19 protein-coding genes and 1 pseudogene are annotated in these 25,209 nt (G+C 47.5%); all 20 read right to left on the bottom strand.

What is annotated here, in order from left to right; translation table 11 throughout:
• Nucleotides 1-24 precede the first annotated feature (24 nt).
• Entirely contained in the window at nt 25-972 is a 948-nt protein-coding gene (cyoE, locus tag ACKTRM_RS04265; protein WP_012117103.1) for a heme o synthase, read from the bottom strand.
• 219 nt (nt 973-1,191) lie between these two features.
• Nucleotides 1,192-1,260, bottom strand: a pseudogene (locus ACKTRM_RS04260) (hypothetical protein); the annotation flags it as partial.
• 77 nt (nt 1,261-1,337) lie between these two features.
• Nucleotides 1,338-2,195: a VOC family protein gene (locus ACKTRM_RS04255; protein ID WP_012117102.1), complete on the bottom strand. Its 858-nt coding sequence runs from the start codon at nt 2,193-2,195 to the stop codon at nt 1,338-1,340.
• A gap of 16 nt (nt 2,196-2,211) precedes the next feature.
• The gene (locus tag ACKTRM_RS04250) at nt 2,212-2,616 is read right to left on the bottom strand and encodes a DoxX family protein (RefSeq protein ID WP_012117101.1); all 405 of its coding nucleotides are present in this window, start codon (nt 2,614-2,616) and stop codon (nt 2,212-2,214) included.
• Between the two features lie 167 nt (nt 2,617-2,783).
• Nucleotides 2,784-4,601, bottom strand: a complete 1,818-nt coding sequence (locus tag ACKTRM_RS04245; protein WP_012117100.1) for an ABC transporter ATP-binding protein — start codon at nt 4,599-4,601, stop codon at nt 2,784-2,786.
• Entirely contained in the window at nt 4,582-6,315 is a 1,734-nt protein-coding gene (locus ACKTRM_RS04240; RefSeq protein WP_012117099.1) for an ABC transporter ATP-binding protein, read from the bottom strand. The genes ACKTRM_RS04245 and ACKTRM_RS04240 overlap by 20 nt, the downstream gene beginning before the upstream one ends.
• Nucleotides 6,316-6,610: 295 nt before the next feature.
• On the bottom strand, nt 6,611-8,938 hold the full coding sequence (locus ACKTRM_RS04235; protein WP_012117098.1) for a peptidase G2 autoproteolytic cleavage domain-containing protein: 2,328 nt from the start codon (nt 8,936-8,938) through the stop codon (nt 6,611-6,613).
• A gap of 187 nt (nt 8,939-9,125) precedes the next feature.
• A complete protein-coding gene (locus ACKTRM_RS04230; protein ID WP_012117097.1) occupies nt 9,126-10,712 on the bottom strand; it encodes an alpha-glucoside-specific PTS transporter subunit IIBC in 1,587 nt (528 codons plus the stop codon).
• A 16-nt stretch (nt 10,713-10,728) separates the two neighbouring features.
• Nucleotides 10,729-11,490 carry a MurR/RpiR family transcriptional regulator gene (locus tag ACKTRM_RS04225; RefSeq protein WP_012117096.1) on the bottom strand — a complete coding sequence of 254 codons (762 nt, stop codon included), beginning with the start codon at nt 11,488-11,490 and terminating at the stop codon, nt 10,729-10,731.
• A gap of 68 nt (nt 11,491-11,558) precedes the next feature.
• Nucleotides 11,559-12,908 (bottom strand): maltose-6'-phosphate glucosidase, encoded by a 1,350-nt coding sequence (glvA, locus tag ACKTRM_RS04220; protein ID WP_012117095.1) that lies wholly within the window; start codon nt 12,906-12,908, stop codon nt 11,559-11,561.
• Nucleotides 12,909-13,078: 170 nt separating this feature from the next.
• A complete protein-coding gene (locus ACKTRM_RS04215; RefSeq protein ID WP_003155535.1) occupies nt 13,079-13,261 on the bottom strand; it encodes an H-type small acid-soluble spore protein in 183 nt (60 codons plus the stop codon).
• Between the two features lie 65 nt (nt 13,262-13,326).
• A complete protein-coding gene (locus ACKTRM_RS04210; RefSeq protein ID WP_012117094.1) occupies nt 13,327-15,135 on the bottom strand; it encodes a sigma-54-dependent Fis family transcriptional regulator in 1,809 nt (602 codons plus the stop codon).
• Between the two features lie 106 nt (nt 15,136-15,241).
• Complete coding sequence (gene lpdA, locus ACKTRM_RS04205; protein WP_012117093.1) at nt 15,242-16,621, bottom strand: dihydrolipoyl dehydrogenase; 1,380 nt, start codon at nt 16,619-16,621, stop codon at nt 15,242-15,244.
• A 14-nt stretch (nt 16,622-16,635) separates the two neighbouring features.
• Nucleotides 16,636-17,829 carry a dihydrolipoamide acetyltransferase family protein gene (locus tag ACKTRM_RS04200; protein WP_012117092.1) on the bottom strand — a complete coding sequence of 398 codons (1,194 nt, stop codon included), beginning with the start codon at nt 17,827-17,829 and terminating at the stop codon, nt 16,636-16,638.
• A 14-nt stretch (nt 17,830-17,843) separates the two neighbouring features.
• Entirely contained in the window at nt 17,844-18,872 is a 1,029-nt protein-coding gene (gene acoB / locus ACKTRM_RS04195; protein ID WP_012117091.1) for an acetoin:2,6-dichlorophenolindophenol oxidoreductase subunit beta, read from the bottom strand.
• 1 nt (nt 18,873) lies between these two features.
• A complete protein-coding gene (gene acoA / locus ACKTRM_RS04190) occupies nt 18,874-19,875 on the bottom strand; it encodes an acetoin:2,6-dichlorophenolindophenol oxidoreductase subunit alpha (RefSeq protein WP_003155540.1) in 1,002 nt (333 codons plus the stop codon).
• 255 nt (nt 19,876-20,130) lie between these two features.
• Nucleotides 20,131-20,631: a DUF6884 domain-containing protein gene (locus ACKTRM_RS04185; RefSeq protein ID WP_012117090.1), complete on the bottom strand. Its 501-nt coding sequence runs from the start codon at nt 20,629-20,631 to the stop codon at nt 20,131-20,133.
• A 157-nt stretch (nt 20,632-20,788) separates the two neighbouring features.
• Nucleotides 20,789-21,772, bottom strand: a complete 984-nt coding sequence (locus tag ACKTRM_RS04180) for a tRNA dihydrouridine synthase (RefSeq protein ID WP_007408522.1) — start codon at nt 21,770-21,772, stop codon at nt 20,789-20,791.
• A gap of 888 nt (nt 21,773-22,660) precedes the next feature.
• Nucleotides 22,661-22,960 carry a YfzA family protein gene (locus ACKTRM_RS04175; RefSeq protein WP_012117089.1) on the bottom strand — a complete coding sequence of 100 codons (300 nt, stop codon included), beginning with the start codon at nt 22,958-22,960 and terminating at the stop codon, nt 22,661-22,663.
• Nucleotides 22,961-23,739: 779 nt separating this feature from the next.
• Nucleotides 23,740-25,140 carry a 23S rRNA (uracil(1939)-C(5))-methyltransferase RlmD gene (gene rlmD, locus ACKTRM_RS04170; protein WP_007408520.1) on the bottom strand — a complete coding sequence of 467 codons (1,401 nt, stop codon included), beginning with the start codon at nt 25,138-25,140 and terminating at the stop codon, nt 23,740-23,742.
• Between the last annotated feature and the right edge of the window lie 69 nt (nt 25,141-25,209).

The following is a 25,209-nucleotide window of genomic DNA, read 5'->3' as shown; positions in this document are numbered from 1 at the left end:
GCTCTGTATCTGCAAGCCGCCTGTTTACGTTCTGAGAACCGCATTGATAAACGAATCAGCCATTAAAATAAGAAAAAGCAGACTGAAATACACAATCGAATAAAAAAACATCCCCTTCGACCATTGCGTGTCATCCGCCGCCTGAAAACCTTTGACGCTCCGGTACAGCCAGATGGCCCCGAGCAGGAGAGCGGACGCGGTATAAAACGGGCTGACGTCTATATAAAGAGGAACGAGCAGCGAAACCGCAGTCAGAACGGCAGTATAGCGCAGCATTTTTATTTTTGTGGCGCGGTTGCCTTTTATGATCGGCAAAAGCGGAATGCCGGCGGCACGATACTCTTCCTTTCGCCTGATTCCAATCGCCCAGAAATGCGGCGGCTGCCACAAAAACATAATCGCGTATAACAAAATCGCGGGCATATCAATGTACCCGGTGAGCGCGCAATAACCGATTAAAGGCGGAGCCGCCCCGGGAAAGCTGCCGACAAATGTGCTCAAGACGGAATGTCTTTTAAACCAAAGCGTATAAACGACAGCATACAGCAAAAATGCAAGTAGCCCAAGAACGGCGGTCAGTACATTAAGCGAAGCAAGCATGATGAATCCGCATGCGCCGAGGCATGTGCCGTACAGGATCATGACCGGCGGCGGTATTTTTCCCGTGACGCTGGCGCGGGTGCGGGTTCGCGCCATTTTTGCGTCCATGCCGCGGTCAAAAAAGTTATTAAAAACAGTGCTTGATGCCATGACCAACGCCGTTCCGATCATGGCAACCGCCATGGCGGCAAATATACCGGGCCCTCCGCCCGTCCTTTCTGACTGAATCCATGCGATCCAAAATCCGCCCAATGCCGCGAGTGAATTTGAGATGATAATCCCCGGTTTGGCAAGAATGATAAAGTCCTTGACCGTCATCCGGTTTCCGTTATGCTTCATCGGCTGTTCCGTCTGTGCTGCATTTGAGTTCATTTGTTCAGGTTCTCCTTTTTCGGCTTATCATATCAGGAAGAATCAGGAAGAACAATTTACTTTGGGCATTTTTCACGCAATTGTAAATTGTGTATAAAAAGCCGCATCTTGTGACCGGATGCGGCTTTTGCCTTTTTCTATTCAAAGTCTGCCCATACAGCTTTTTCAATCCGGCGGATGCTCTGAGCTTGGGCCGGCGATGACGGGCTCCACGCGTCATTTTTGCGCCTCACTGAGATGTTCGCTCTCTTCAGTCACACAAAAGCCGTGTGTATATTGCAAATCGACGTTCTTCTTTCCCGAACCTTCCCAAGAAAACTTCATAAAAATAAAAACCCTTGCCGGTTAGACGGCAAGGTTGTTTCTTACAGTGTAAATGCGATATCCGCCCCTGATACAGGGTCTTTGACGAATACGCCCTCTTCTTTTTCTTCGATCTCAAAGCCGGCATCGGTCAGCGCTTTTGTCACACGTGACAGCTCTTTTTGATGCGGCAGCGCGATGGTGTAATAATCCAGCCCGCTTGCATTTCCCGGTTTCGGCGGCGCATGTTTTCCGGCCCATATATTCAGACCGATGTGATGGTGATACCCTCCCGCTGAAACAAACAGAGCGGACATGCCCGCGTAATTGCCGACAATATCAAAACCGAGAATATCGGTGTAAAACGCTTTGGCTTCCTGTAAGTCCGTCACATGAAGATGGATGTGGCCGATAACAGTTCCTTCTGGGAGACGGCTTTTCCGTTCAGCTCCGGCTTCTTCCAAAAGCCCGTCCACATCGACGGGCGCCGTTTGCATGACATAATTGCCCTCTGCATCGCGGCGCCACGTGCTGCGGGGACGATCGGCGTATATTTCAATACCGTTGCCGTCCGGATCAGACAGGTAAAGAGCCTCACTGACCGCGTGATCCCCCTGACCGAGCGCGATGCCGTTTTCAATCAGCCTGGCCAATGCGATGCCGAGTTCTTTCCGGTCAGGCAGAAGTATCGCGAAATGGTAAAGGCCGGTGACAGACCGCTCCGGCAGAACGACGGCGCCTGGATTTTCTTCAAGCACCAGCAGGACGCGTTTTCCGTCTGCTGACAGTCTTGCTGAACGATCTGTCTGCGAGATGACTTGAAGGCCGATTACATTCCGGTAAAAGCCGAGCGAGCGTTCCATATTTTTAATGGTCAATTTGACATAACCGATTGCCGTATCTTGATGAATGCCGGTCATTTGAACGCCTTCTTTCTTATGCTGAAAAAGTTTCTCCCTTTTTTGATTTGAAAAGGAGCTGATCCAATGAAAGCAGACGGCTTCCTGAAAGCGCTAAGTGAATTGACGCAACCAGTAAGATGAAATCAAATTCCGATCCGCCCATAAATGGTGAGGAAAGCTTCGCCGTGAAGATGGCGCCGACTAATGTGACGGCAAACAGAACGCCGATAATGCGCGTTGCCAAACCGAAAAAGATCAGAACCCCGCCGACAAGCTCAATCGTCGCGATGACATAGACCATAAAGGCCGGAATCCCGATGCTCTGGAAAAATTGCGCAGTTCCTTCCAACCCTTGAAACTTGGATAAACCGTGAACAAAAAAGATAATACCTGTTACAACCCTTAAAAGCAGTGTTCCTGTTTCGAATGATTTATTCATAAAATCCTCCTTGAAAATTATTATCACTTACTTTATGTAAGCTAGTATATATACATAACTTATTTACGTCAAGTAATTTTGTTACATTTAACGAAAATAACTTAAAAGTACTATTTGCCTTCGCGAAAAAAAGACCTCCGCACTCTGTCGGAGGTCTTTTTCCCTATCTATGATTCCCGGAACTGGCTTTCATATAATTCCCGGTAAAACCCGTTCTGGCTGAGAAGTTCGGCATGGGTTCCTTTTTCAGCCATTTCGCCGTCTTTCAACACAAGAATCTGATCGGCTTTTTGAATTGTGTTCAGCCTGTGAGCGATGATGACGCTTGTTCTGCCCGCCATTAAACGGCCGAGCGCTTCTTGTATTTTCACTTCCGTCACCGTATCAATGTTGCTCGTCGCTTCATCCAAAATGAGCAGCACAGGGTCCGCCAGCACAGCTCTCGCGATGGAAATGAGCTGTTTTTGTCCTTGGCTGATGCCCGCGCCGTTTTGGGTAAGGACGGTATCGTAGCCTTTCGGGAGCCGTTCGATGAATCCGTGGGCATTGGCGGCTTTTGCGGCTGCCTCCACCTCTTTGTCAGAAGCATCCAGCCGGCCGTAACGAATATTTTCCCTGATGGTGCCCTGAAAGAGAAAGGAATCCTGCAGGACAAACCCCATGTTTTTTCTCAGACTGGATCTCGTCAGTTTTTTGATATCCGTTCCGTCAATGAGGATTTTTCCGTTATTCGGCTCGTAAAAACGGGCGATCAGGCTCGTAACGGTTGTTTTACCCGCTCCGGTCGGTCCGACGAAGGCGATTGACTGTCCTTTCGGAACGCTGAAGGACAGGTGTTTTAAGATCAGGCTGTCTTCCTGATAGCCGAAGGAGACATCTCGGAATTCAATCTCTCCCGTTTTGATCGGCTGGTACAGCGCATGCTCTTCATCTTCCCGCTCCTCTTTTTCATCCAGCACGTCAAACACCCGTTCAGCCCCGGCGATGGCCGATAACATCGTATTGAACTGATTGGCTAAATCATTTAAAGGGCGCGTGAACTGCCGCGAATATTCGGCGAATACGACGATGGAACCGATCGAGATCCACCCCTTCAGCGCAAACAGCCCGCCGACCGCCGCTATAATCGTAAAGCTTAAATTGTTTAAAGAGTTCATGACTTTCGGAATGAATCCCGAAATCGTCTGCGCCCAAAACCCCGATGATTGTAACGCCGCGTTTTTTTCTAAAAATTGTTCCATGACGCGGTCTTCCCTCGAATAGGCTTTAATGACCTTCGCCCCTGATATCGACTCTTCAATAAAACCGTTCAGCTCGCCGAGGTTTTTCTGCTGCTGCTTAAACAGCAATCCCGTCCGGTTGGTGATCCATTTAATGCTCAAAAGCATGATCGGAATAATCAAAAGCGTGATCAATGTTAAAAGCGGACTCATGTACAGCATGACGGAGATTGTGCCGACGAATGTAATGACGCTCGACAGCACTTGAATGACGGATGTATTTAAAGTGGAGCTGACATTTTCGATATCATTGGTGACCCGGCTCATTAAGTCCCCGAGCCGCTGTTTATCAAAAAACGGAATCGGCAGCTCATGCAGATGGGTAAACAGCTCGCTCCGCATTTTAAACACGGTGCTTTGCGAGATATTGATCATCCAATAGTTTTGAAACCATAAGGACAATGATTGCACGAGGTAAATCCCAAACAGGATGAACAGCACCCCCGCCAATCCGTCTGTCGTCTGTCCGACGATAAAATGATCAATCGCTTTCCCGATGACGAACGGTCCGAGCAGGCCGAATATGGCGCTTATGACTACCATGATGATCACAAGGGTTAAAAGCCCTTTTTTCTCGGCTACATAAGACCAGATTCTGCGCAGCGTGCCTTTTGTATCTTTTGCTTTCGCGCGTTTTCTGCCGCCTTCATTTGATTTGAGCGGTATTTTCGGATATCGGAAAGGTTTACGAATGTCTTTTTGCATTGTCAGCTCCCTCCTTTCCGAATTGTGATTCATAAATCTGTCGGTACAGATGAGATTGTGCCATCAGCTCTTTGTGCGTGCCTTTGGCCAGCAGTTCTCCGTCTTCAAGCAATAAGATGGTGTCAGCTTTCATCGCAGTCGTTATTTTTTGTGTAATAATCAGTGTCGTGCATTCATAGGATCTGATCGCTTGTAAAAGCTTCGCTTCCGTCTGAAGATCAAGCGCGCTCGTACTGTCATCTAACAGCAGGAGGGACGGCTTTCTGATAAAAGCGCGCGCGATGGAAATCCGCTGCTTCTGCCCGCCTGACAAATTGACGCCCCGCTGTCCCAGCACCGTGTCGTATCCGTTTGACAGCTTCATAATCGTGTCATGGATTTGCGCGTCTTTGGCCGCTTCCATTACTTCATCTAGTGAAGCATCCTCCCGCCCCCAGGCGATATTTTCACGGATGGTGCCTGAAAACAGAAGCACTTCCTGCGGAACATAGCCGATTTCCCTGCGCAGCCCGCAAGCGGAGAATTCACCGATCGGTTTGCCGTCTATGAAAATACTGCCCGAATCAGCCGTGTACAGGCGCGGAATCAGCTGAAAAAGCGTTGATTTTCCTGAACCTGTCGCGCCCATAATGGCAACCGTTTCTTTCGGGCTGGCTGAAAAGGACACGTGATGCAGCGCGTCTTTTTCCATGCCCGGATAGCGGAAGGACACTTCGCGAAACTCAATCCCGCCTGCAAGCGCCCGTGCCGGGTCCTGCCCCGTTCCCTCGCCGCCTTCTGTTTCCAGCACCTCGCCGATTCTTTCTCCGGAAGCCTTCGCCCGGGAAAATACCATGATGAGAAAAGGAAGGACGGACAGCGCGCCTGTAATCCGCGTCGCATAGTTAATGACGGAAACGACATCGCCGACCTGCGCTCCGCCCTGAGCAATGCTTTTGGCGCCGAACCATAAGATAAACAAAATACAAATGTTCATCAGCAGCATTAAAATCGGCATCGCCGCTTCCACGAGACGAAAAGCGGAGACCGTTTTTTCCATCAGCTTCGTATTCGATTTCAAAAAACGTTTCACTTCGTGGTTTGCACGGAGGAGCGCTTTAATCAGTTTGATCGCCGTCAGGTTTTCCTGCATGATCGTGTTGACCTGATCAAGCCGCTTTTGCACAGACCGAAACAGCGCGCCGCCTCTTTTCAGCACCCACAGCAAAAACAAAAGCAAAATCGGCACCGTGATCAGCAGAAAAAACCCGAGTTTCGCATTGACGGTCAGCGAGAGAATAATGCCCCCCGCAATCATTAACGGCGCCCGGAGCATAAACCGGAGACTCATGAAAAGCATATTCTGAACCTGTGTCACATCGTTTGTCAGCCGGGTGATAAACGATGTGGATGAGAATTGCGCAAACGTCGAATAGGAGAAGGATTGAATTTTTTGAAAAAGCCCTTTTCGCGTATCATACGCATAGCTCTGGCTGATGTGGGCGGAGTAGAATGAATTTAAAATGCCCGATGCGAATGAAACAGCGGTCAGTCCGATCATCACGCCGCCCCACAGCCAAACCGTTCCGAGATCCTGCTTTAAAATTCCTTCGTCAATGATTTTCCCGATCAGCAGGGGCTGTAGCAGCTCTACCGCAAGCTCGATGAGCATGAAAAACAGAGCGATTCCCGCCAAAAGAGAATACGGTTTTACATATGATAAAGCCTTTGACATGTGTAAGCCTCCAAATCCTTTGTTCAATATGTATGTATATTTATTTTATTTGTTTGTCTTAAATGAATAAAGGATTAACCCTTGAACCTGCACTTTTATTATGTACTTTGTGTAAAAAAAACGGAAATATCATTGAGGATAAAAATTGTGGGAATGAGGCGTGCAGATATATGGAGACTGTCTTATCTTTTCTTTTTACCAGCTCCTGAACCGGAGCCTTTTATTTTAAAATGACTAGCGGAGCCTTTAAAAGACGTCCGCTAGTCAGATGATCATTCATACCGTGTCATTTCATTTAACGAATAAAAACGAGAGCGACCCCGAATCCTTTATCAGCATCAAACTCATTGATCACTTTCATGACCTGCCAGCGCTGGTTTGGAGCATCAGATTTTGTTGCAATCCCATTATGAGCGTGAATAAAATCTCCCGCTTTCACAGTCTCATCGCATCTGACATATACCTGGCCGATGAGTCCGACAATGTTCCACTCGTCTCTCTCTTCTCTTGAAGCGTAGTCTTCTTCAGGCCGAAAGTCCGGATTTTCCTTTGGCGCCATGACCGTATGGCCATTCGCATCTTTCTGTTCTTCATAAACATAGCCGCCAAATTCATTCTTTACGTATCGTCCCGACCAGTGAAAACTCGACTCACCAAGAATCACTCCGGCGGTCTCGGAAATGACCCCAAGCATGAGGTCACCTTTTTCAGCCGGTCTGATCTTATCACCTTCAAGTGTGACAAGTGTTCCCGTCGGAATCTTTTCCCCTCTCAGGCTTTCAAAATACTCGGCGTAGTCAGAGAATGTCGAGGAACCTGTTACGCCTCCCGTAGCCTTAATTGTTCCTTCTTTTGCGTGAAGCTCAATCTTTCTGTTGGCTGATGACGGAGTGCTGCCGGCACCCCAGCCAAGTGCTACAGAATCTGAATTCGGATTAATTGTATTGTACGAAGAAAGCACTGAAGATTGAGCCGCTCCGGTTGCTCTTCCCCGAACAGAACCAGCCACAAAATTATTATTGCCTGTAGCGTGAGATTCACGGGAGCCAATGACCCCGCTTCCTTTATGTTTGAATAAGAAATAAGGAGTGACTGCTCCTCCAATGTTAAAGTCAGTTTCATAACCTGAAAAATCACAATTGGATACATTAAGATCTGGATCTGAGGAATAAATTCCAACTGTCCCGCTATTATTTTTTGGAGATCTCTGTCCCCAAACATTACTAACAACAGACTCGTACATTCCGCTGCCAAATGCAACTCCTTTTTTTCCGGAGTCAATCAAGGTGACACCATCCACCATTACTTTTCCTACTGAGTTATCCCCGCCGACAATATATAAATCATTGTCTGCAGTCTTAAATCCGCGAATGGTTATATTCTTTAAGCTAATTAAGCGTCCTTTATAAAATACGCTGACTACCGAATTACCCTTATAATCAATTGAACTATCATCACAAACAGCATGGAAATTCACAACACTCACACCATCATATCCGGAGATTTGCAACGCGTTTGGACCCGCCCCTTTGTAAAGATCATTCGGCTTAGGGTTATATGCGATACAATTCGCAAGCTGCACATCATGGGCTGTCGCTGACTGAGGATCGCTTGCTGTGTGGTGACCGATATGGCGAATGCTATATCCAATGGCATTTTCGTATGCGCGACAGTTAACAAGCTGTACTCTCTTCGCAGCCGGTGCATAACCGTGTGCCTTAATCTCAAAGCCTCGGACTCCTCCAATTGAGATACAACTATCAATCATTACGTCTTGAGAGCCGTCATCAATTTCAAAACAGTTCGTGTTAGAAGTTCCATCGTTTAGCCCCATTGGATGATAAGAGAGGCAATGACTGAAAGTCGTGTGTTTCCCAAAGTGACAAGTAAAGTTATCATCCCCGGACCCTGTTGCTTCACAATGTGAAAACGTTACAAAGTTACAGCCGTTGGGCTGATAATAAGTTGGATCATCTTTTTCTCCATGTCTGTTATAGTTCGGGCTTGTAGAATCAAAGCCGTGCAGGCCGGCGTTCTTCGCAAACACATGCTCGACAAAAGAATAGTCAACATTCGCAAAAAGCAAACAGCTTGAAGTGGGGCCTTTCGGAATCTTCCAGCCGGAAGGACGCGTATCCTTGTTCCAATCCAAAGTGAGATGGCCGACGTAAATATTTTCATTACCGTTCGTATAATCACTGTTGGTCAGAACAGAATGGCCGACCGGTGTTTCGTCTAATAATTTAATGACCGTTCTTTTCTTGCCTGCTCCGACAAGCATTGTATTTGACGGAACAAACAATCCCGATGTTCTGAATACACCCGCGGGAACTGTTACGACATAACCTCCGTCGGCCATGGCATCATGAAATGCCTGCGTATCATCCGTTACGCCGTCACCTTTAGCTCCAAAATCCATAACGTTCCGCTCTGTCACATGTTCAAATCTGTTTTCATACATGTTAAGTCTTTCGTTTAAATTTTCATAAGTTGACGTGCCATTGCTAAGCGCAGCACCGATTTTGCTGTCAATCGCTTCAAAGTTTTGAGCAATGCTTTCAACTTCAATCCCTTCGGCTTTATCGGGTTTGTAAAGTCCTAAGAAAGTCGTATAGTTTGTCATTGTCTTGCCTCCTATTTGTTAATTGCTATTTAAAATACCGCAGAAGTCATTTCGTTTTTTGCACCCTCTCATTTTCACTCCTGCATGTACAGGTGGCAAAGGTATGACAAATTCATACATTTCTTCAAAACATAAAAAGAGCGCCGGATTAACAAGCGCTCTGCACATAATCTGCTGCTGCAGTATTTTAACCATTCAATATTTTCTCGACACGCTCCCGCATTTGCGGAACGCCTAATCCGACAATGACCTGAAGCGCCCTGCCTTTTCTGACGACCCCGTGGGCTCCCAGCTCTCTGAAATCGGCGTCACTTTTGACCTTTGATTCATCAGCGACAGTGACGCGGAGACGGGTGGCGCAATTGGTGACCTCCGTAATATTGTCCTTTCCGCCCAGCGCTTCAATATACAAAGCGGCTGTATCCCGCTGTGTTTCGTCTGCCGCCGCTGTTTCTTTTGAAGCCTGCTTCCGTTCTCTGTACTCCTTTTTCGAATAGAGCTTTGTTTCCTGCCCTTCCTCTTTTTCTCTGCCCGGTGTGGCGATGTTGAATTTGAGAATGAGGAAACGGAAGACAAAAAAGTAAACAGCGGTAAAACACAATCCGATAATGATCTGGTATACATACGTCAAGCCGTGGCTTGACGCCAGCGGAATCCAGTTCAAGGTCGCAGCTTCGATCAAACCGCCTCCCATATTTCCGACGACGCCGGCCATATACATGACGGTTGCCATGGAAGCGGCAAGCAAAGCATGAACCGCAAATAAAAACGGCGAGATAAAAAGGAATGTAAATTCAATCGGCTCTGTAATTCCCGCGACAATGGACGTCAAGGTGACCGGGATCAATAGGCCGGCGACGATTTTTTTCTTTTCCTTTGAAGCCGTGGCGTAAAAAGCGAGCGCGATTCCCGGAATGCCGAAGATTTTCGAGTTGCCGTGAAGCGCGAAGCCCCCCTGCGGGAACAATTCTTTCAGCGGTTTGACGCTTTGAGAGTATTCCCCGAGATGCTGGGCCCAATAGGTGACGATACCGCCTTCAGCCACAGCCGGACCGTAAATAAACGGAGAGTAAATAAAATGATGCAGGCCGGTCGGAATTAAAATCCGCTCCAGGAACGTGTAAATCCACACGCCGATCGCCCCGGAAGAAACGAGAAAACTTTGCAGCGAGCCGATTCCGGACTGAACCATCGGCCACACGTATGCCACCGCAAGCGAAATCGGTATCATAATGAAGAAAGAAATGATAACGATGTAGGAAGATCCTTGAAAAATCCCCAGAAAATCCGGCAGTTTTTTATCAAAATAACGATTGTGCAAATACACGACAATAGATGAAATAAAGATGGCGCCGATAATATTCGTATCAAGCGTTTTGATGCCGGCGATCATCGTCAGCCCGCTCGTTCCGCCGGCTTCCTGAGTCATATCGACATGAAAAGCCCCGCCCCAAACCGTCAGAATCGCATTGATAAAGTAATTGAATGTCAGATAAACTGTAAGCGCTTCCAAACAGGCCCGCGCCTGCGCTTTTTTCGCTAAGGCGACAGGTATGCCGATCGCAAACAGGAGCGGCATTTGATTAAAGACGGTCCAGCCGCCCTGTTCAATGACGTACCAGCATTGATACCAAAGCCCGTCAGGATCAGCCAGCGGCCCCATCAGCGTTTTATTTTTAAACAACGTACTCAGACCGACAATAATACCGGAAAATGCAAATAATAAAACAGGCACAAACATCGCGCTGCCGAAGCGCTGGACTTTTTGCATCATTTCACGTGACCTCCCGCTATTTATCAAAATTTTCGAGCTCTTTATAATCAACATATGCACGGAATAACGCTTCGCCCACCAGAAAAAACGGGGCAAATGCGACGATTTCCGTTTTATCGCTTAACGTCACCGGCTTGCTGGTCGCATAAAGATTATACGGCGTCGTTTGCGCCAGTACGTTGTTTTTCAGATTGGTGATTGAAATAAACGGAACTCCCTTTGCGGACAGGGTCCTTACCTGCGGAATTAATTCGGGTGTTTCGCCTGATAAAGAAATAATGATGAATACGTCATCAACCTTAAAATCATCACACATGATATCAAACTCTGTGATGTCCTGAATTAAAATCAGATACTTCCGCCGGGATACAAACATCCGCTGCAGCTCACGGGCGCACACCCTCTGAGCCGTGCCCGATCCGTAAACGAAAATCCGTTTTGCTTCATCTATCAGCCGGCACATCTCCGTCATATCTTTTGACTTCACGTATTTTACATTGGCTTCAATATCATCCAGCAGCTTTTCAAATGTCATATTCTCGCCCTCTTCAGGCTGATCCTCCCATTTCAGAAAAACCCGGAATTCACTGTAGCCGCTGAAGCCCAGCTTTTGGGCGAGCCGCAGGATGGAAGACCGAGAGACATTGCAGGCTTTCGCCATCTCATTGATACCGAGATGGTAACACGTATGTTTATGATTCAATATATATTTTAAAATATAAAAATCGTTATCATTTAATTTCGCGTAATGCTGGTTAACCAGTTCTTCAAGACTCATCCCAAAAATCCCCCCGTTTTCTTTCTATTATATAGAATAACAGATAAAGAAAACGGGGAAGATTGTCATCAGGAAATAGGAGACGGACTTACATCAAGCTCAGGCCAGTAGTCCTTATTAGCCTCCATCAGATCTTCAAGAATCAGTCTTGCCACACGAGCGTTCGGCACTGTTTTTGACAGGATCAGCGCCTGCCACAGCTTTTGAAATGACCGCTCTTCCCACGCTTCAGCCGTCAGTTTTTCGACAGACACCTGCTGTTCCATCAGGCCTTTTTGAAATTGCGGTATGTTCCCGACTGAGAGCGGTTCCGGTCCGTTTGAACCTACGAGACAAGGAATCTCAACCATGGCTGACGGATCAAAGTTTGCGATCGCGCCGTTATTTTCAACGATTAACAGCATCCTCTCCCCTGTGTTGTAAGCGATGGCCCGGGCAAGGTCGACGATATAGGAAGCATGATCATCAATTTTAATTTCACTGTTCTCCGACGATTGTTCGCGCGTAATCATATCGCATTGGCTGAAAATGAAAGCTTCCCGCCCTTCCATGACTTCGTTGGCTCTCGTATGGTTCGGGTTTGATTTTTTCACCATATCATCCGGGAATAAGTAATATTGCAGATATGTGTTCGGAAGCGTATCCGGATCAGCCGCCTGTACGTCGCGCGCTTTTTTGAATGTGTCATTCCAGCTTGCTTCAGTCTGTTCGGCCTTCGTCTTCGGAACGTAGCCGTATTCACGGACATGCTCTTTCAGCTTCGGCATTAAATCATTGCCATGCCGGTCTGTGATGGACGTCCACCAGCCAAAGTGGTTCAAGCCGTAGTAACGGACGTTCATTTCTTTTCGTGAAGATAATCCGAGGATGTTCGCCATGCGATCCTCAATTCCGACCGGCATGTCGCAGATGTTCAATATTTTTGAATTCGGTCTGAGGCGCCGTGTAGCTTCGGCCACAATCGCCGCCGGATTGGAGTAATTCAACATCCATGCGTCGGGCGAGTACGTTTCCATATAATCAAGAATCTCCAGAACACCGCCGATAGAGCGCATGCCATATGCGATTCCGCCCGGCCCGCATGTTTCCTGGCCGACCACGCCGTACTTCAGCGGGATTTGTTCATCGAGCGCGCGCATCGCATATTTTCCGACGCGGATATGCGCCATGACGAAGTCAACATCCGTAAAAGCCGTCTCTGGGTCATCAGTCGCCAGAAATTCAATGTCCGGCGCTTTTTCTTTTATAAATACCTCACACGCACCCGCAATCCGCTCCTGCCTTTCTTTATCATTGTCATAAAGTTTCAGCTTTCTGATCGGAAACTCTTCCAGGTGATTCAAAAGCATTAATACAATTCCGGGGGTAAATGTGCTGCCGCCGCCTGCAATAACGATTGAGAATGATTTGTCTGTCATGTGAAGCCCTCCTCTGATAACGTTTACATTTTATTTATATCATGAGAAGGTCCGATCTGTACCGGGTTTGGAGGAGTTAGATCATTTAATCATTTTTAGTTATTTTTCTCAAAAAGCGGGAAAGTTCCCACAGGTACGAAAAAGGCCTGCTGTCATCAGCAGACCCATTCTCAAAAATGCTCTTGTAAATCAGAAAGCAGCACTTCCTGCTCAAATTGCGGATTTCCGATCGGAAAAATTCTGGCTGTTTCCTTGTCTTCGTTGACATGCTGAATATAAATCGGAACTCCTTCGTACGTCACATACGCCATGGCGGCGGATTCTGAAATGTCTTTCGCACGCTGTGTATTCACGTCTCAAACCTCCTTTAGGCCTCACACATAACGTGTCCGGCAGCCAAGAGAAGTATGCTTGTTTCTTACAATTGTCCGGCGGTGAGTTTGAATTTTTTGAGGCGTTTGTAAAACGTGCTCCGCGGGATTCCGGCCATTTTGGCGGCCAGCGTGACATTCCCCTTCGCTGATTCAAGCGCGTTTACGATGATGTTTTTCTGAATGTGCTCCCGGATGGAGACAGGGGACGCTTCTTCCTGTTCATAAGACTCGGCCGCCTCTTTAAGACCTGACGCTTCAAGCAGGGCTGCGATGGGGCGTTCTGACAGCCGTCCGTCCGGGAACATGACGGAAAGACGTTCAAATACATTAAACAATTCCCTGATATTCCCCGGCCATTTCCGGCTCTTTAATAGGTCTAAAAAATCATCAGGAAGCTCCCCCCGCCAGCCGCGATTTCGCTGAAATTCAAGGAAGAGGCCGGGAATGTCTTCGGTGCGTTCTCTTAATGGAGGGAGGTGGATCGGACAGACGTGAAGCCGGTAAAATAAATCTTCTCTCAGCTTTTTGCATTCGACAAGCTGTCTCAGATCAGTGTGGGTGGCAGTGATGATTCTGATGTCAACGGGAATCTCTTTTGTCCCGCCGACCGGGGTGACTTTCCGTTCCTGCAGCACCCGTAACAGAGCGACCTGCATGGAGTGTGATATTTCTCCGATTTCATCGAGGAAAAGCGTGCCTTTATCGGCTTTTTGCAAAGCGCCGTTATGTCCTTTCCGTTTGGCCCCGGTGAAGGCGCCTTCCGAGTAGCCGAACAGTTCGCTTTCAATCAGCTTTTCGGGGACCGCTCCGCAATTGACGGCGATAAACGGGCCGTTTTTCCTGGAGCTGTTGTTATGAATCGCCCGGGCGGCAACCTCCTTTCCCGTCCCGGTTTCTCCCGTAAGACAAACGGTTGCGTCCGTGCGGGCGACAAGCTCCAGCTGCTGAAGCATATGTCGGGATGACGGGCTTTTGCCTGCCGCACCATGGAATATAAAAGCCGGCTTTTCTTCTCGTTTGGATAAATAAACGCATGTGTAGCCGTTCTCCTCCCGCTTCGCCTGCTTGATGTGAAATCCCTGTTCCTCAAGCTCGCGCAGCGTATGTCCGGTAAAATGCTGAACGGGACGGCTTGCGGCGATAACCCGGCTCATTTCATTGCAAAGCACGATCGGATCGTGAGACCGGGTAAGCCCGGCGAACTTGCTGATCATGTCAAGTTCTGTCATTTTGATCTTTAGGGCAAGCTCCCGTTCCGCCGTATAAGCAATGGAGGAGGCAATTCCGAGCATAAACGGCTGAGCGCGGGCGGCGGGGCAGGAAATATCAATGACACCCGCCAGCCGCCCGTCTTCATAACGGATCGGCGCGGCGGAACAGCTCCATTGATGAGAAGCGAGCGAATAATGTTCAGAGCCGTGTATCATGACCGGCTCATTTGTATAAAGAGCCGTCCCGATCGCATTCGTGCCGACGGCCGTTTCCGTCCAGCGGGCGCCTTTTAAGAAATTGATGCGGTTCGCTTCATGAATGGTGCGCGGGTGGCCGTCAACTGAATGGACAACGCCGTCAGAATCAATCAGAAGAACCATCATTTCCATTTCCCGCATCGCCGTTTTCATTCTTTCTGCATGAGGCGTTGAGGCCGCTAAAAATAACGCATGCTTTTCGGCCTGCCTTTCTAAATGATCTGCCGGCATTACATTCGGCCCCTTTTCGAGATAAGGGTTAACGTCGGCTTTTTTGCAGCGGTGCCATGAGGCGGCCACCCGCTTCTGAATACGGGATTCATCAAGCACGCCTTCTTTCACAAAGCGCTTCCAGGTTTTAAAATCATTCCGAATGACATTCATTGTATTCGCTCCCCCCTGTTCAGACCATCTTTTCATATATTGTAGGGGAAAAATAAAGCGCTTTCAACGAAAAATACCCCTTCTCATCTGAGAAAGGGTATTCCGGTTATACGGAATGCACCGCAAGTCCGGTGACATTCAGCAGGGCTTCCTGAAGCGTTTCTGACAGAGTCGGATGCGCCGCGATAAAGTGCTCCGACATATCAGCCGTCATTTCACCGTTCATCATCATGACCGCCTGACCGATCAATTCCGTCACGTCCGGCCCGATCATTGACACGCCGACGATTTCTCCGAATTCCGGTTCGGCAATGATTTTCATTTTGCCGCCATGCTGATGTTTAATTAACGCTTTTCCGTTAGCAGAAAATGAGCATTCTCCGATTTTCACATCTCCGTATGTCTCTCTCGCCTGTGTTTCCGTCAGCCCGACAGCGGCCATTTCCGGCGATGTATAAATACAGCGGGGCACCGCATGCATATTGACTTTGCTATCCTTTCCCGAGGCATGCGCGGCGGCTGTGATTCCTTCATGAATGGCGGCATGCGCGAGCTGCATTCCTCCGGCCGCATCGCCGCATGCGTATATATGAGGCACATTGGTCTGCATATGGTCATTGACTTCAATGCCGCGCGGAGAATACCGGATGCCGGCCTGCTCCAGATTCAAGCCATGCAAACGCGGCTTTCTCCCGATTGCAACCAAAACGTGATCAGCCTGAGCCTCAATTTCTTTGCCGTCTTTTGTCCACACCGCGGTTTTCCTTTCTTTGTCAATCCGCTGAAGGGCGGCTTTCGTCTGAATATCAGCCCCGCTGTCTCTTAAAGAGTCTTCGAAAACGGCGGCGATTTCTCCGTCTTCTGCCGGGAGCAGCCGGTCAGCCGATTCAATCACCGTCACTTTCGTTTTAAACCGGCTGAATAAAGAGGCAAATTCACAGCCGATCACACCTCCCCCGACAATAAGCAGAGAAGAAGGGATTTTCTGTAAAGAAAGCGCGTCTTTGCTGTCGATCACCCAATCGCCGTCAAATGGGGCAAACGGCAGCTCCGCCGGTTCAGATCCGGATGCAATCAATATCCGATCCGCTTCCAGAATGTCTTTTGCGCCTCCTTCTCCTTCAACGAGCAATGTCTGCTCTGTGAGAAATGAAGCTGTCCCGCTGATGACTTTAATCTGATTTGCTTTCATTAAGTATTGAATTCCCTGCACGAGCTGGCTGACGATTTGCCGTTTGCGCCCCTGCATGCGGGCCCAATTGAGTGTAATGTTTTGCGGCAGTTCGATGCCGAATGTATCTGCGTGCCTGATTTTATCGAGCACATTCGCGCTTTCCAAAAGCGACTTTGTCGGGATGCACCCCTCATTGAGACAAGTGCCTCCGAGCGGCCCTTTGTCGATCAGAACGACTTCTTCTCCCCTCCGCGCGGCAGTCACGGCAGCTGCATATCCGGCAGGCCCGCCGCCGATAATGGCTAGTGTCAATCTCTTCACCCTCTCTATAAAATCAATCCGGCCGGCTCTTCAAGCAGCGCTTTGACCGTTTTCAGGAAGTCCGCAGCCGGTGAGCCGTCACATACTCTGTGATCAAAGGTAAGGCTCAGCGGCAGCATGGTGCTTTTGACAAGCTCATCTCCTTTAAACGCAGGCGTTTCATAGCTTGCGCCCACTCCGAGAATACCGGCTTCAGGCGGATTAAGAATCGGGGTGAAATGCTCAATTCCGTAACCCCCGAGATTTGTAATAGAAAATGTCGATCCGTGCAGATCATCTCCGGAAGCATTGCCTTCCCGCGCCCGGCGTGCCGATGTGCTGATGTGATCCGCAAGCTCAAGGAATGAAAGCTTTTCCGCATCCCGAATCACCGGCACGACGAGACCGTTTTCAAGAGAAACCGCCATCCCAAGGTGGACATATGGATAGGTGATGATCCGCTCCTCTTGATAAGAGCTGTTCAGCTCAGGATGCTGTTTCAGCGCAAGCACCGCGGCCCGGGATACGAAATGTGTGACCGTCAGTTTAACACCGCTCCGCTTTTTCGCGCTGTCGGCGAGCTGCTCCTGCCATTTTACAAGCTCCGTAATGTCCGCTTTCATAGTCAACGTCAGCTGGGCGCTGTTTTGCAGGCTTTTGTGCATTCGGTCTGCAATGACTTTTCTCATCGCTGAAGCCGGTTTTTCCTCCGGCTGTGCCGTCTGAACCGAAGACTGCGGTTCAGCTTCCGTCTTCATGGCCTTGATGACGTCAGCTTTTACGATTCTGCCTCCGGGCCCCGTCCCGTTCAGCGTTTCAACTTTCAACCCGGCTTTCTCCGCCATTTTTCGGGCAACGGGAGATATTTTCACGCGGTGTTTACGCTTTTGCACGGCTTTGGGAGCGGGAATATGTTCAGGTTCAGATTGCGGTTTCCCTGCATTTTCAGGAGCCGGCGCCTCCTTCTCCAGCACTTCTTCGCCGTTTTCCCCGATATAACAGATGGGCGTTCCCGGCGGGACTCCTTCTCCCTCTTTGACTTTAATATGGAGAAGCGTGCCGCTTTCAGGCGCTTCTATTTCCATTTCTATTTTTTCCGAGTTGATGCTGGCGATGCTTTCTCCCTTTTCAACCGGGTCGCCGACTTTTTTATTCCAGACGGATACTTCACCTTTCTTCATCGCCATTCCCAGCTTCGGCATTACTACTTTTACAGCCATTCTATATCCCTCCTTTAATTCATTGCCGGCTCGCCAAGCAATTCAAGCGTGACGCTGACAATTTGGTCTGATGTCGGCAAATATTGATCTTCAAGCACCGGCGAAAACGGCACTGGTGTATGCGGCGCTGTAATCCGTTTAATCGGCGCATCAAGCAAATCAAAGCCCTTATCGGCGACAATCGCAGCAATATCCGTGGCGATGCTGCAGCGCGGATTGGCTTCGTCAATGATGATCAGCCGGTTTGTTTTTTCTAACGATGTGAAAATCGCTTCCTCATCTAAAGGAGACAGACTCCGGGGATCAAGCACCTCGGCGTCGATGCCTTTCTCAGAAAGCTGCGCAGCCGCTTCAAGCGCAGTATTGACCTGCTTGCCGACCGCAAACAGTGTGATGTCGCTGCCTTCGCGTTTGATATCCGCTTTTCCGAGCGGAATTGTATAATAATCTTCCGGCACCTCGCCCTTCATGTTGTAGGACGTTTTATCTTCAAAAAAGAATACCGGATCATTGTCTTCTATTGCCGAAAGCAGCAAACCTTTGGCGTCATATGGATTGGACGGCACAACCGTCTTCAGACCCGGGATGCTGGTGAACAGGCCATACAGCGCCTGCGAATGCTGAGCGGCTGCCCGGAATCCGGCTCCGTATGTGGTGCGGACGGTGATCGGCACTTGCGCTTTACCGCCGAACATATAGCGGAATTTCGCCCCTTGGTTGATCACTTGGTCAAAGCACGTTCCGATAAAATCGTTAAACATCAGTTCCGCAATCGGTCTCAGCCCCGTGGATGCCGCAGCCATGGCCGCACCCATGTAGCCCGCCTCAGAAATTGGTGTGTCCAGCACCCTGCTTCTGCCGAATTCCTGTACGAGCCCCTTTGTGACCCCCAGTACACCGCCCCATGCTTCATCATCTTGCAAGTGATCGACCGCCGCTCCCCCGGCGACATCTTCACCGATTACAAGCACATTGTCGTCTTTTCTCATCGCAAGCTTCATTGCTTCATTGATCGCGTCCGACATGCTTATGACTCTCGCCATCTCACATTCCCCCTTTTTCATATGACACGTAGACGTCTGTCAACAGCTCAGACTCTTTCGGATATGGACTCTTTTCGCTGAACGAGACGGCTTTTTCAATCGATTCGCTGACACGCTGTTCGATGTCTGACAGTTTATTTGCATCTGTTTCTTTTAGAAGATAGTTTTTAAAGCCTTGGATGGCATCCTTTTCTTCAAGATGCTCAGTCTTTTCATCCTTTGTTTTATAAGTTTGGGCATCCCCTTCGAAATGTCCGTAGTTTCTGTAAGTCATACATTCAATCAAAGACGGGCCTCCGCCGTTTCTTGCTCTTTCTATCGCTTCCCCGGCTGCCTGATAAACTGCTAAAATATCTTTTCCGTCCACCGTGACCCCCGGCATATTGTAGGCAGCCGCCCGATCGGCGATTGAATCACAGGCTGACGCGTACTCAAATGTCGTGGCTTCGCCGTAGCCGTTGTTTTCGGCGATGAACACGACAGGAAGGTTCCATACTGCCGCTAAGTTCAGCCCTTCATGGAAGGTCCCTTGGTTATTGGCTCCGTCTCCAAAGAAGCAAACGCTTACATTTTTAGTTTGTTTATATTTAGCCGTGAGCGCTGATCCGCATGCGAGCGTAAAGCCGCCCCCGACGATTCCATTTGCGCCTAACATGCCTTTATCAAGATCCGCAATGTGCATAGAACCGCCTTTTCCTTTACACAGTCCGGTCGCTTTTCCGAATATTTCCGCCATCATGCCGTCCAGATCACAGCCTTTGGCGATACAATGGCCATGTCCCCTGTGCGTGCTTGTAATGCTGTCGCCATCATCTAAATGAGCGCACACCCCCGCAGCTACCGCTTCTTCACCGGCATACAAATGGACGAATCCGGGAAGCACTCCTTGCGCGAACAGTTCATGCACTTTGTCTTCAAAGCCCCTGATTTCCAGCATCTTTTGGTACATCCACAGCGCTTTTTCCTCAGTTAATGACAAGCCTTCTCGTTTTAACAATTCCATTTTGTGCGCCTCCTTCTATTTAGGGTTCACACTTATAAATGCAAGAAGCATGCCAGCCTTTGAAGCCCGTAAAATGAATGTTTTTATTTTTACAATGGAGACAGTTTGAGACAGGTGTCTCATTTTGTCTCGATCTGTTCCCTTTGTCTCGTTTTATGGCATACAAAAAAGACCGGGCATCACCCTGTCTTTGACAATGATCGACGTATTTATTTCCTCGGAAATCTTTTATTGCTTCATTCTTCTGCATACAGTCTATCGTGGCGATTGAGTGGTTACACTCTTTTTTTTCATATCCACGTGCTGCAGTTCATGCTTTTCTTCAACAGCCCGATTCAGCGCTTGAAGCATGTAGCCAATGCCTTTATACGATGACAAAGGCCAGGTGATATGCTGATGCTCTCCGATGACGGCGTTTAGGACGCTTCGGTATTTTTTCCCGCCAAGCATGACAAGCTCTTCGATGTCGGAAAAGCCTTTTTCATGAAATTGACGGCGCAGCTCGTCCGCTGCCATGATCTCCGGATGACCGGTTCCAAAAGTGACATCGTAATTTCCGGGAACCATATCGTCCGGACGAAGGAATCCGTGCTTCGCCGACAAAATCACCCACTCATCGAAAAATGCTTTCGCATATCGCTCGCACGCCTGATGAAACGGGCTGAGATAAGCGTCTTCCGCCCTTACCGGACCTGTATCTGAATGGACATCCCAAATTTTTTTCTTGCCGCAGGGGATGATGCACAGTCGTTTCATTTTTCTCTCCCCTTTATGATGTATGTCCTATCAATGTACCATGATTCGTTTATTTCTGCATGACGAAACTGGCCATGGATCTGTCTGGGTAAAAACTGCACACACAAAAAGACCCGGAATTCAAACCGAAATCCGGGCCGGATGAAGAGTGTTTAGGTCACTCTTGCTCCATCCCATCAAGATACTTTCTCTCAAAGTCATCGAGCAATGCACGCACTTCATCTGTTGACTTTGTATTCATGCATTGATTTCTTAATTCACTTGCTCCACGGAATCCGCGGAGATATATCTTGAAAAAGCGGGGTAGCGGTTTATATGCTCGAGCTTCTGCTTTTGAATATTCATCATGAAGATCCAGGTGCAATCTCAAAAGATCAAGCAATTCCTTACTGCTATGCTCTCTCGGCTCCTTTTCAAAGGCGAATGGATTAGTAAAAATGCCTCGTCCAATCATAATCCCGTCAACACCGTATTGTTCAGCGAGTTTCAAGCCGGTTTCACGGTCAGGAATATCCCCATTGATCGTCAATAGGGTATCCGGCGCTATCTCATCACGAAGTTTCTTGATTTCCGGGATGAGCTCCCAATGCGCATCTACTTTACTCATTTCCGCTCTTGTACGCAGATGAATGGAAAGATTCGCAATGTCTTGTTTCAGTATGTGTGTCAGCCAGCCGCGCCATTCGTCTATATCCGTGTAGCCAAGTCTGGTCTTCACACTTACCGGCAGACCTCCTGCTTTCGCCGCCTGTATTAATTCGGCTGCAACTTCAGGACGGCAAATCAGGCCGCTTCCCTTTCCATTCCCCGCCACATTAGGTACAGGACAGCCCATATTGATATCCAGGCCCTTAAACCCTAATTCCGCCATCCCAATACTCATTTGGCGAAAGTTTTCAGGCTTATCTCCCCATATGTGGGCAACCATCGGCTGTTCATCCTCCGTGAAAGTCAAACGGCCGCGCACACTATCCTTCCCATCCGGGTGACAATAGCTTTCTGAGTTTGTAAACTCTGTGAAAAACACATCAGGTCTGCCTGCTTCACTCACAACATGGCGAAAAACGACATCCGTCACATCTTCCATTGGTGCCAGTACAAAAAATGGCCGTGGTAATTCACGCCAGAAATTATCTGTCATAACAAATCCAAATCCTTTCATGATGGGATACAGCCAAACCTTTATCCCAAAATTAAAAACTGACCATGCTTCTTTTACACTTATAGCATGTGTCAGCACTTCTTATCAAACGATAGTAAATTTTGAACATTTCACTTTTTACACGTGAAAAAGTGAAAAAGCAAACTGAAGCAGAACACATCAATTGAGTTAACGTAATAGACTATCGCATAGTTAACCCCATATCGTTCATTTCTGATCAACTCAGTCAACTCCTTAACCTTTAAAAGGGTTTGAGAGAGAAAAAAGTGTGATGATTATCTACACCTATTTTTTATTTATATTGTGATTTATTAATAGTAGCGCTGACCTTCACCTTTCTTAGCGGCCTTACTTTTGCTCTTTTTGGATAAAAAGGATTCCAACCTAAATAGAATATCATATGAGTTCTCCCTATTACCAATGCAAAATAATTGGCCTGTTATCGAAGAGAAAATATTTAACGCTGCACCATATATAATTTGATTAAGCAAATGGGGTTGGGGCGGTATATCTGAGTACTCAAGAGAATGTAAAAAGAAAAAGCCTTAACTTGCTGCTTGTGGACCACATGAAGTAAAGAGGATGGGATGGGAAGAGAAAATAAACTCGAACTTAACAGAATTCAAAAACTTCAATCTGGATCTTTTGGGATTTGCTCATGGTTTAGAAATAACCAACGCAACAAGTGGCTTCTGTCTCTATACAGTATATATATCAAACCCCATATGTTAATATCTTTATACAATCACCTATATATGTACGATTCGGTATCCTGATCCAAAACCAATAAAATAGACTGCTGACTAAGTGCCGCAGTCTTCATTCATAAGATTAATAAGAAAGTTTCTTTCATCATTAAATAAGGCATCAGAAGTTATTGCTTTCATTTCGAATATCCTTTGTTATACCTGTGATGATTTGTATAACAGTGAAAACCCCCAAGAAAACAGTGACAATATTAAACCATGGATTATCATAGAATGAAAGATATGTTTGAAAGAAATCCAGTTCAGCTATGTTTGCTGGGAATCCATTCATTTCTCTATAATTAGGACCCCATCCCGTTAATTCTGCAAAATTAAAATAAAGCTGTGAAACTAAAAATGCCAAAACCGTGTGAAACCAACTTTTTTTATACAACGGCCGTTTTTTGTTTACTTTATCCATTTCCTTTTCTGCAATACTTTTTAGCCAAGTGACAATCTAACATCATTATAGTATGAAGCATGATTGTCGCGATAATTACTTATTAAGGATATAACCATCGCAGGTATTACTGTAATAGTTGTTATCACTTGCGTTTCCGTCTCGGGTTTAATCCTTTTTTGGAAATAAGGAAAATGATTGGGGTCCTTTTTTCCTGTTTAGGCTTTCATTTCATGTATAACAACCAAACATGCTTTTTTAGTGTGTTTGATCTTTTATCCACAGTTGTAGCTAATAGTAGATGTGCCAACTGCCGTTGTGATTAGTGTAAGTAAGCAACCTTGCCTTTTACAGCTTCTGCTTCAGAACCTTCGTTCAGTTGTTGAGGTTCCAATATCTCTCATTCGGTTTCACCTCCTTTTTATCATTTATTACAACTATCGCCAATAGTAGATGTGCCGATGAGTGTCGGGACTTTATTCTTTAAGAAAGAAGTTTACAAAATATTAACTAAAATTACAATTATTAACCGAACTTGAACGACTTGTTATTGCTTCTGGTTCACAACAAGATCTTCATATTTTGTCTGTAATGCCGGTTCCAAACGGAAAAAAGAAAGTGTTAATAGAAAGCAGCCTACTTGGCTGTTTTTCACTTGCTTTTTCCATACGTTTTTTCAACTCTTTTTATCAGTTAAATAAAGACAAAAGACAGATAGGACAAGGGCAAAACATGAAAAAACCCGGAAATCGGAATTGTTTAATTTACCGAAATCCAGGTCTGATTACGAATTGTTTATTTTAGTTAGACGATTTTAATACTAGCTTCGCCACAGCTTCCACATGAGCCGTTTGCGGAAACATATCAACAGGCTGAATATATTCGACGCGATAGTCCTTCGACAGCGTCTGCAAGTCTTTCGCCAGTGTGGAAGGATTGCAGGATACGTAGACGAAGCGTTTCGGTTTTACTTTTTTGATGGTATCTAAAAATGTTCTGTCACAGCCGGTTCTCGGCGGGTCGACGATGACCACGTCAGGGCGGAAGCCTTCTTTCGTCCATTTCGGGAGCCAGTGTTCGGCTGTTCCTGTGACATATGCCGCGTTTTTGATGCCGTGTTTTTTGGCGTTTTTCTTCGCATCGTCAATTGATTCTTTAATGACGTCCATGCCGCGGATCTCTTTTGCGCCGCTTGAGACCCACATGCCGATCGTACCGACGCCGCAATACGCGTCTACGACTTTTTCTTTTCCTGTCAGCTGAGCCGCTTGTTTCACTTCGTCATACAGCTTGACCGTCTGCTCAGGGTTGAGCTGGAAGAAGGCGCGGGCGCTCAGTTCAAATGACACGTCGCCGAGCACTTCTTGAATGGCATGGCTTCCGGCCAGCGCTTTTGTTTTGTCACCGAAAATGACGGATGTGCGCGCGCCGTTGACGTTTTGAATAATCGATTTCACTTCCGGCAAACGGTTTTGAATGGCTTTGACGATCTCGTCTTTATTCGGCAGTGTCTCTTTCGCGGTGACAAGCACGACCTGCACTTCGCCTGTTTCAAAACCGACTCTCGTCACGATGGTGCGGACATCGCCTTTTTTGGTCCGTTCGTTATAAACGGATACGTTGTGTTTTTCCAAAATACGGCGGACGATACCCGTTGTTTTGTTTGTCGCCGGATGCTGGACAATGCATTCCTTAATCGGAACGATTTTATGGGAATCAAGTCCGTATAAGCCGGCAATGATGCTGCCGCTTTGCGAGCGTCCGACTTGGAACTGGCTTTTGTTCCGGTAATTCCAAGGGTTGTCCATTCCGATCGTATCTTTAATGTTCATTTCTTCGACATTGAATCTCGTATGACGTTCCAGAGACTGAATGACGATGTCGCGTTTTTCGCGAAGCTGCTGGGTGTATGCCAGATGCTGAAGCTGACAGCCGCCGCACTGGTCATAGACCGGGCATGGCGGCGTGACGCGGTGTTCAGACGGCTTGCGGATTTTTTTGACGCGTGCTTCTGAAAATTTCGGCTGCACATTTGTCGCTTCGGCAACGACTTCTTCACCGGGCAGAGCGCCGGGAACGAAGACAACTTTTTTCTTAAAATAGCCGACGCCCTCTCCGTTAATGCCGAGACGTTTGATGGTCAGCGGAAATGTCTGTCCGATTTTCAATTCGGCAGGCGCCTTTTTTTGATGTTGATTCACGTTTTTTTCTCTCCGTTTCTATATAAAGCCTTCCTCCTGGGAAAACGGCTGATTTGAAATATCACATCT

Source organism: Bacillus sp. D7-8, from assembly GCF_052055895.1.
Lineage (GTDB): Bacteria > Bacillota > Bacilli > Bacillales > Bacillaceae > Bacillus > Bacillus velezensis.
The sequence above is the reverse complement of the archived record's forward strand: the minus strand, read 5'-3'. Positions and strand labels throughout refer to the sequence as shown.

Bases quoted from the DNA above. Each gene is read 5' to 3' on its own strand.
- ACKTRM_RS04225 (WP_012117096.1), bottom strand. From the start codon at position 11,490: ATGAGTCTTGAAGAACTGGTTAACCAGCATTACGCGAAATTAAATGAT.
- cyoE (WP_012117103.1), bottom strand. From the start codon at position 972: ATGAACTCAAATGCAGCACAGACGGAACAGCCGATGAAGCATAACGGA.
- ACKTRM_RS04255 (WP_012117102.1), bottom strand. From the start codon at position 2,195: ATGACCGGCATTCATCAAGATACGGCAATCGGTTATGTCAAATTGACC.
- ACKTRM_RS04250 (WP_012117101.1), bottom strand. From the start codon at position 2,616: ATGAATAAATCATTCGAAACAGGAACACTGCTTTTAAGGGTTGTAACA.
- ACKTRM_RS04175 (WP_012117089.1), bottom strand. From the start codon at position 22,960: ATGGATAAAGTAAACAAAAAACGGCCGTTGTATAAAAAAAGTTGGTTT.
- ACKTRM_RS04240 (WP_012117099.1), bottom strand. From the start codon at position 6,315: ATGTCAAAGGCTTTATCATATGTAAAACCGTATTCTCTTTTGGCGGGA.
- acoA (WP_003155540.1), bottom strand. From the start codon at position 19,875: ATGGAATTGTTAAAACGAGAAGGCTTGTCATTAACTGAGGAAAAAGCG.
- glvA (WP_012117095.1), bottom strand. From the start codon at position 12,908: ATGACAGACAAATCATTCTCAATCGTTATTGCAGGCGGCGGCAGCACA.
- ACKTRM_RS04210 (WP_012117094.1), bottom strand. From the start codon at position 15,135: ATGAATGTCATTCGGAATGATTTTAAAACCTGGAAGCGCTTTGTGAAA.
- ACKTRM_RS04245 (WP_012117100.1), bottom strand. From the start codon at position 4,601: ATGCAAAAAGACATTCGTAAACCTTTCCGATATCCGAAAATACCGCTC.
- ACKTRM_RS04185 (WP_012117090.1), bottom strand. From the start codon at position 20,631: ATGAAACGACTGTGCATCATCCCCTGCGGCAAGAAAAAAATTTGGGAT.
- ACKTRM_RS04200 (WP_012117092.1), bottom strand. From the start codon at position 17,829: ATGGCTGTAAAAGTAGTAATGCCGAAGCTGGGAATGGCGATGAAGAAA.
- ACKTRM_RS04235 (WP_012117098.1), bottom strand. From the start codon at position 8,938: ATGACAAACTATACGACTTTCTTAGGACTTTACAAACCCGATAAAGCC.
- acoB (WP_012117091.1), bottom strand. From the start codon at position 18,872: ATGGCGAGAGTCATAAGCATGTCGGACGCGATCAATGAAGCAATGAAG.
- ACKTRM_RS04230 (WP_012117097.1), bottom strand. From the start codon at position 10,712: ATGATGCAAAAAGTCCAGCGCTTCGGCAGCGCGATGTTTGTGCCTGTT.
- ACKTRM_RS04180 (WP_007408522.1), bottom strand. From the start codon at position 21,772: ATGACAGATAATTTCTGGCGTGAATTACCACGGCCATTTTTTGTACTG.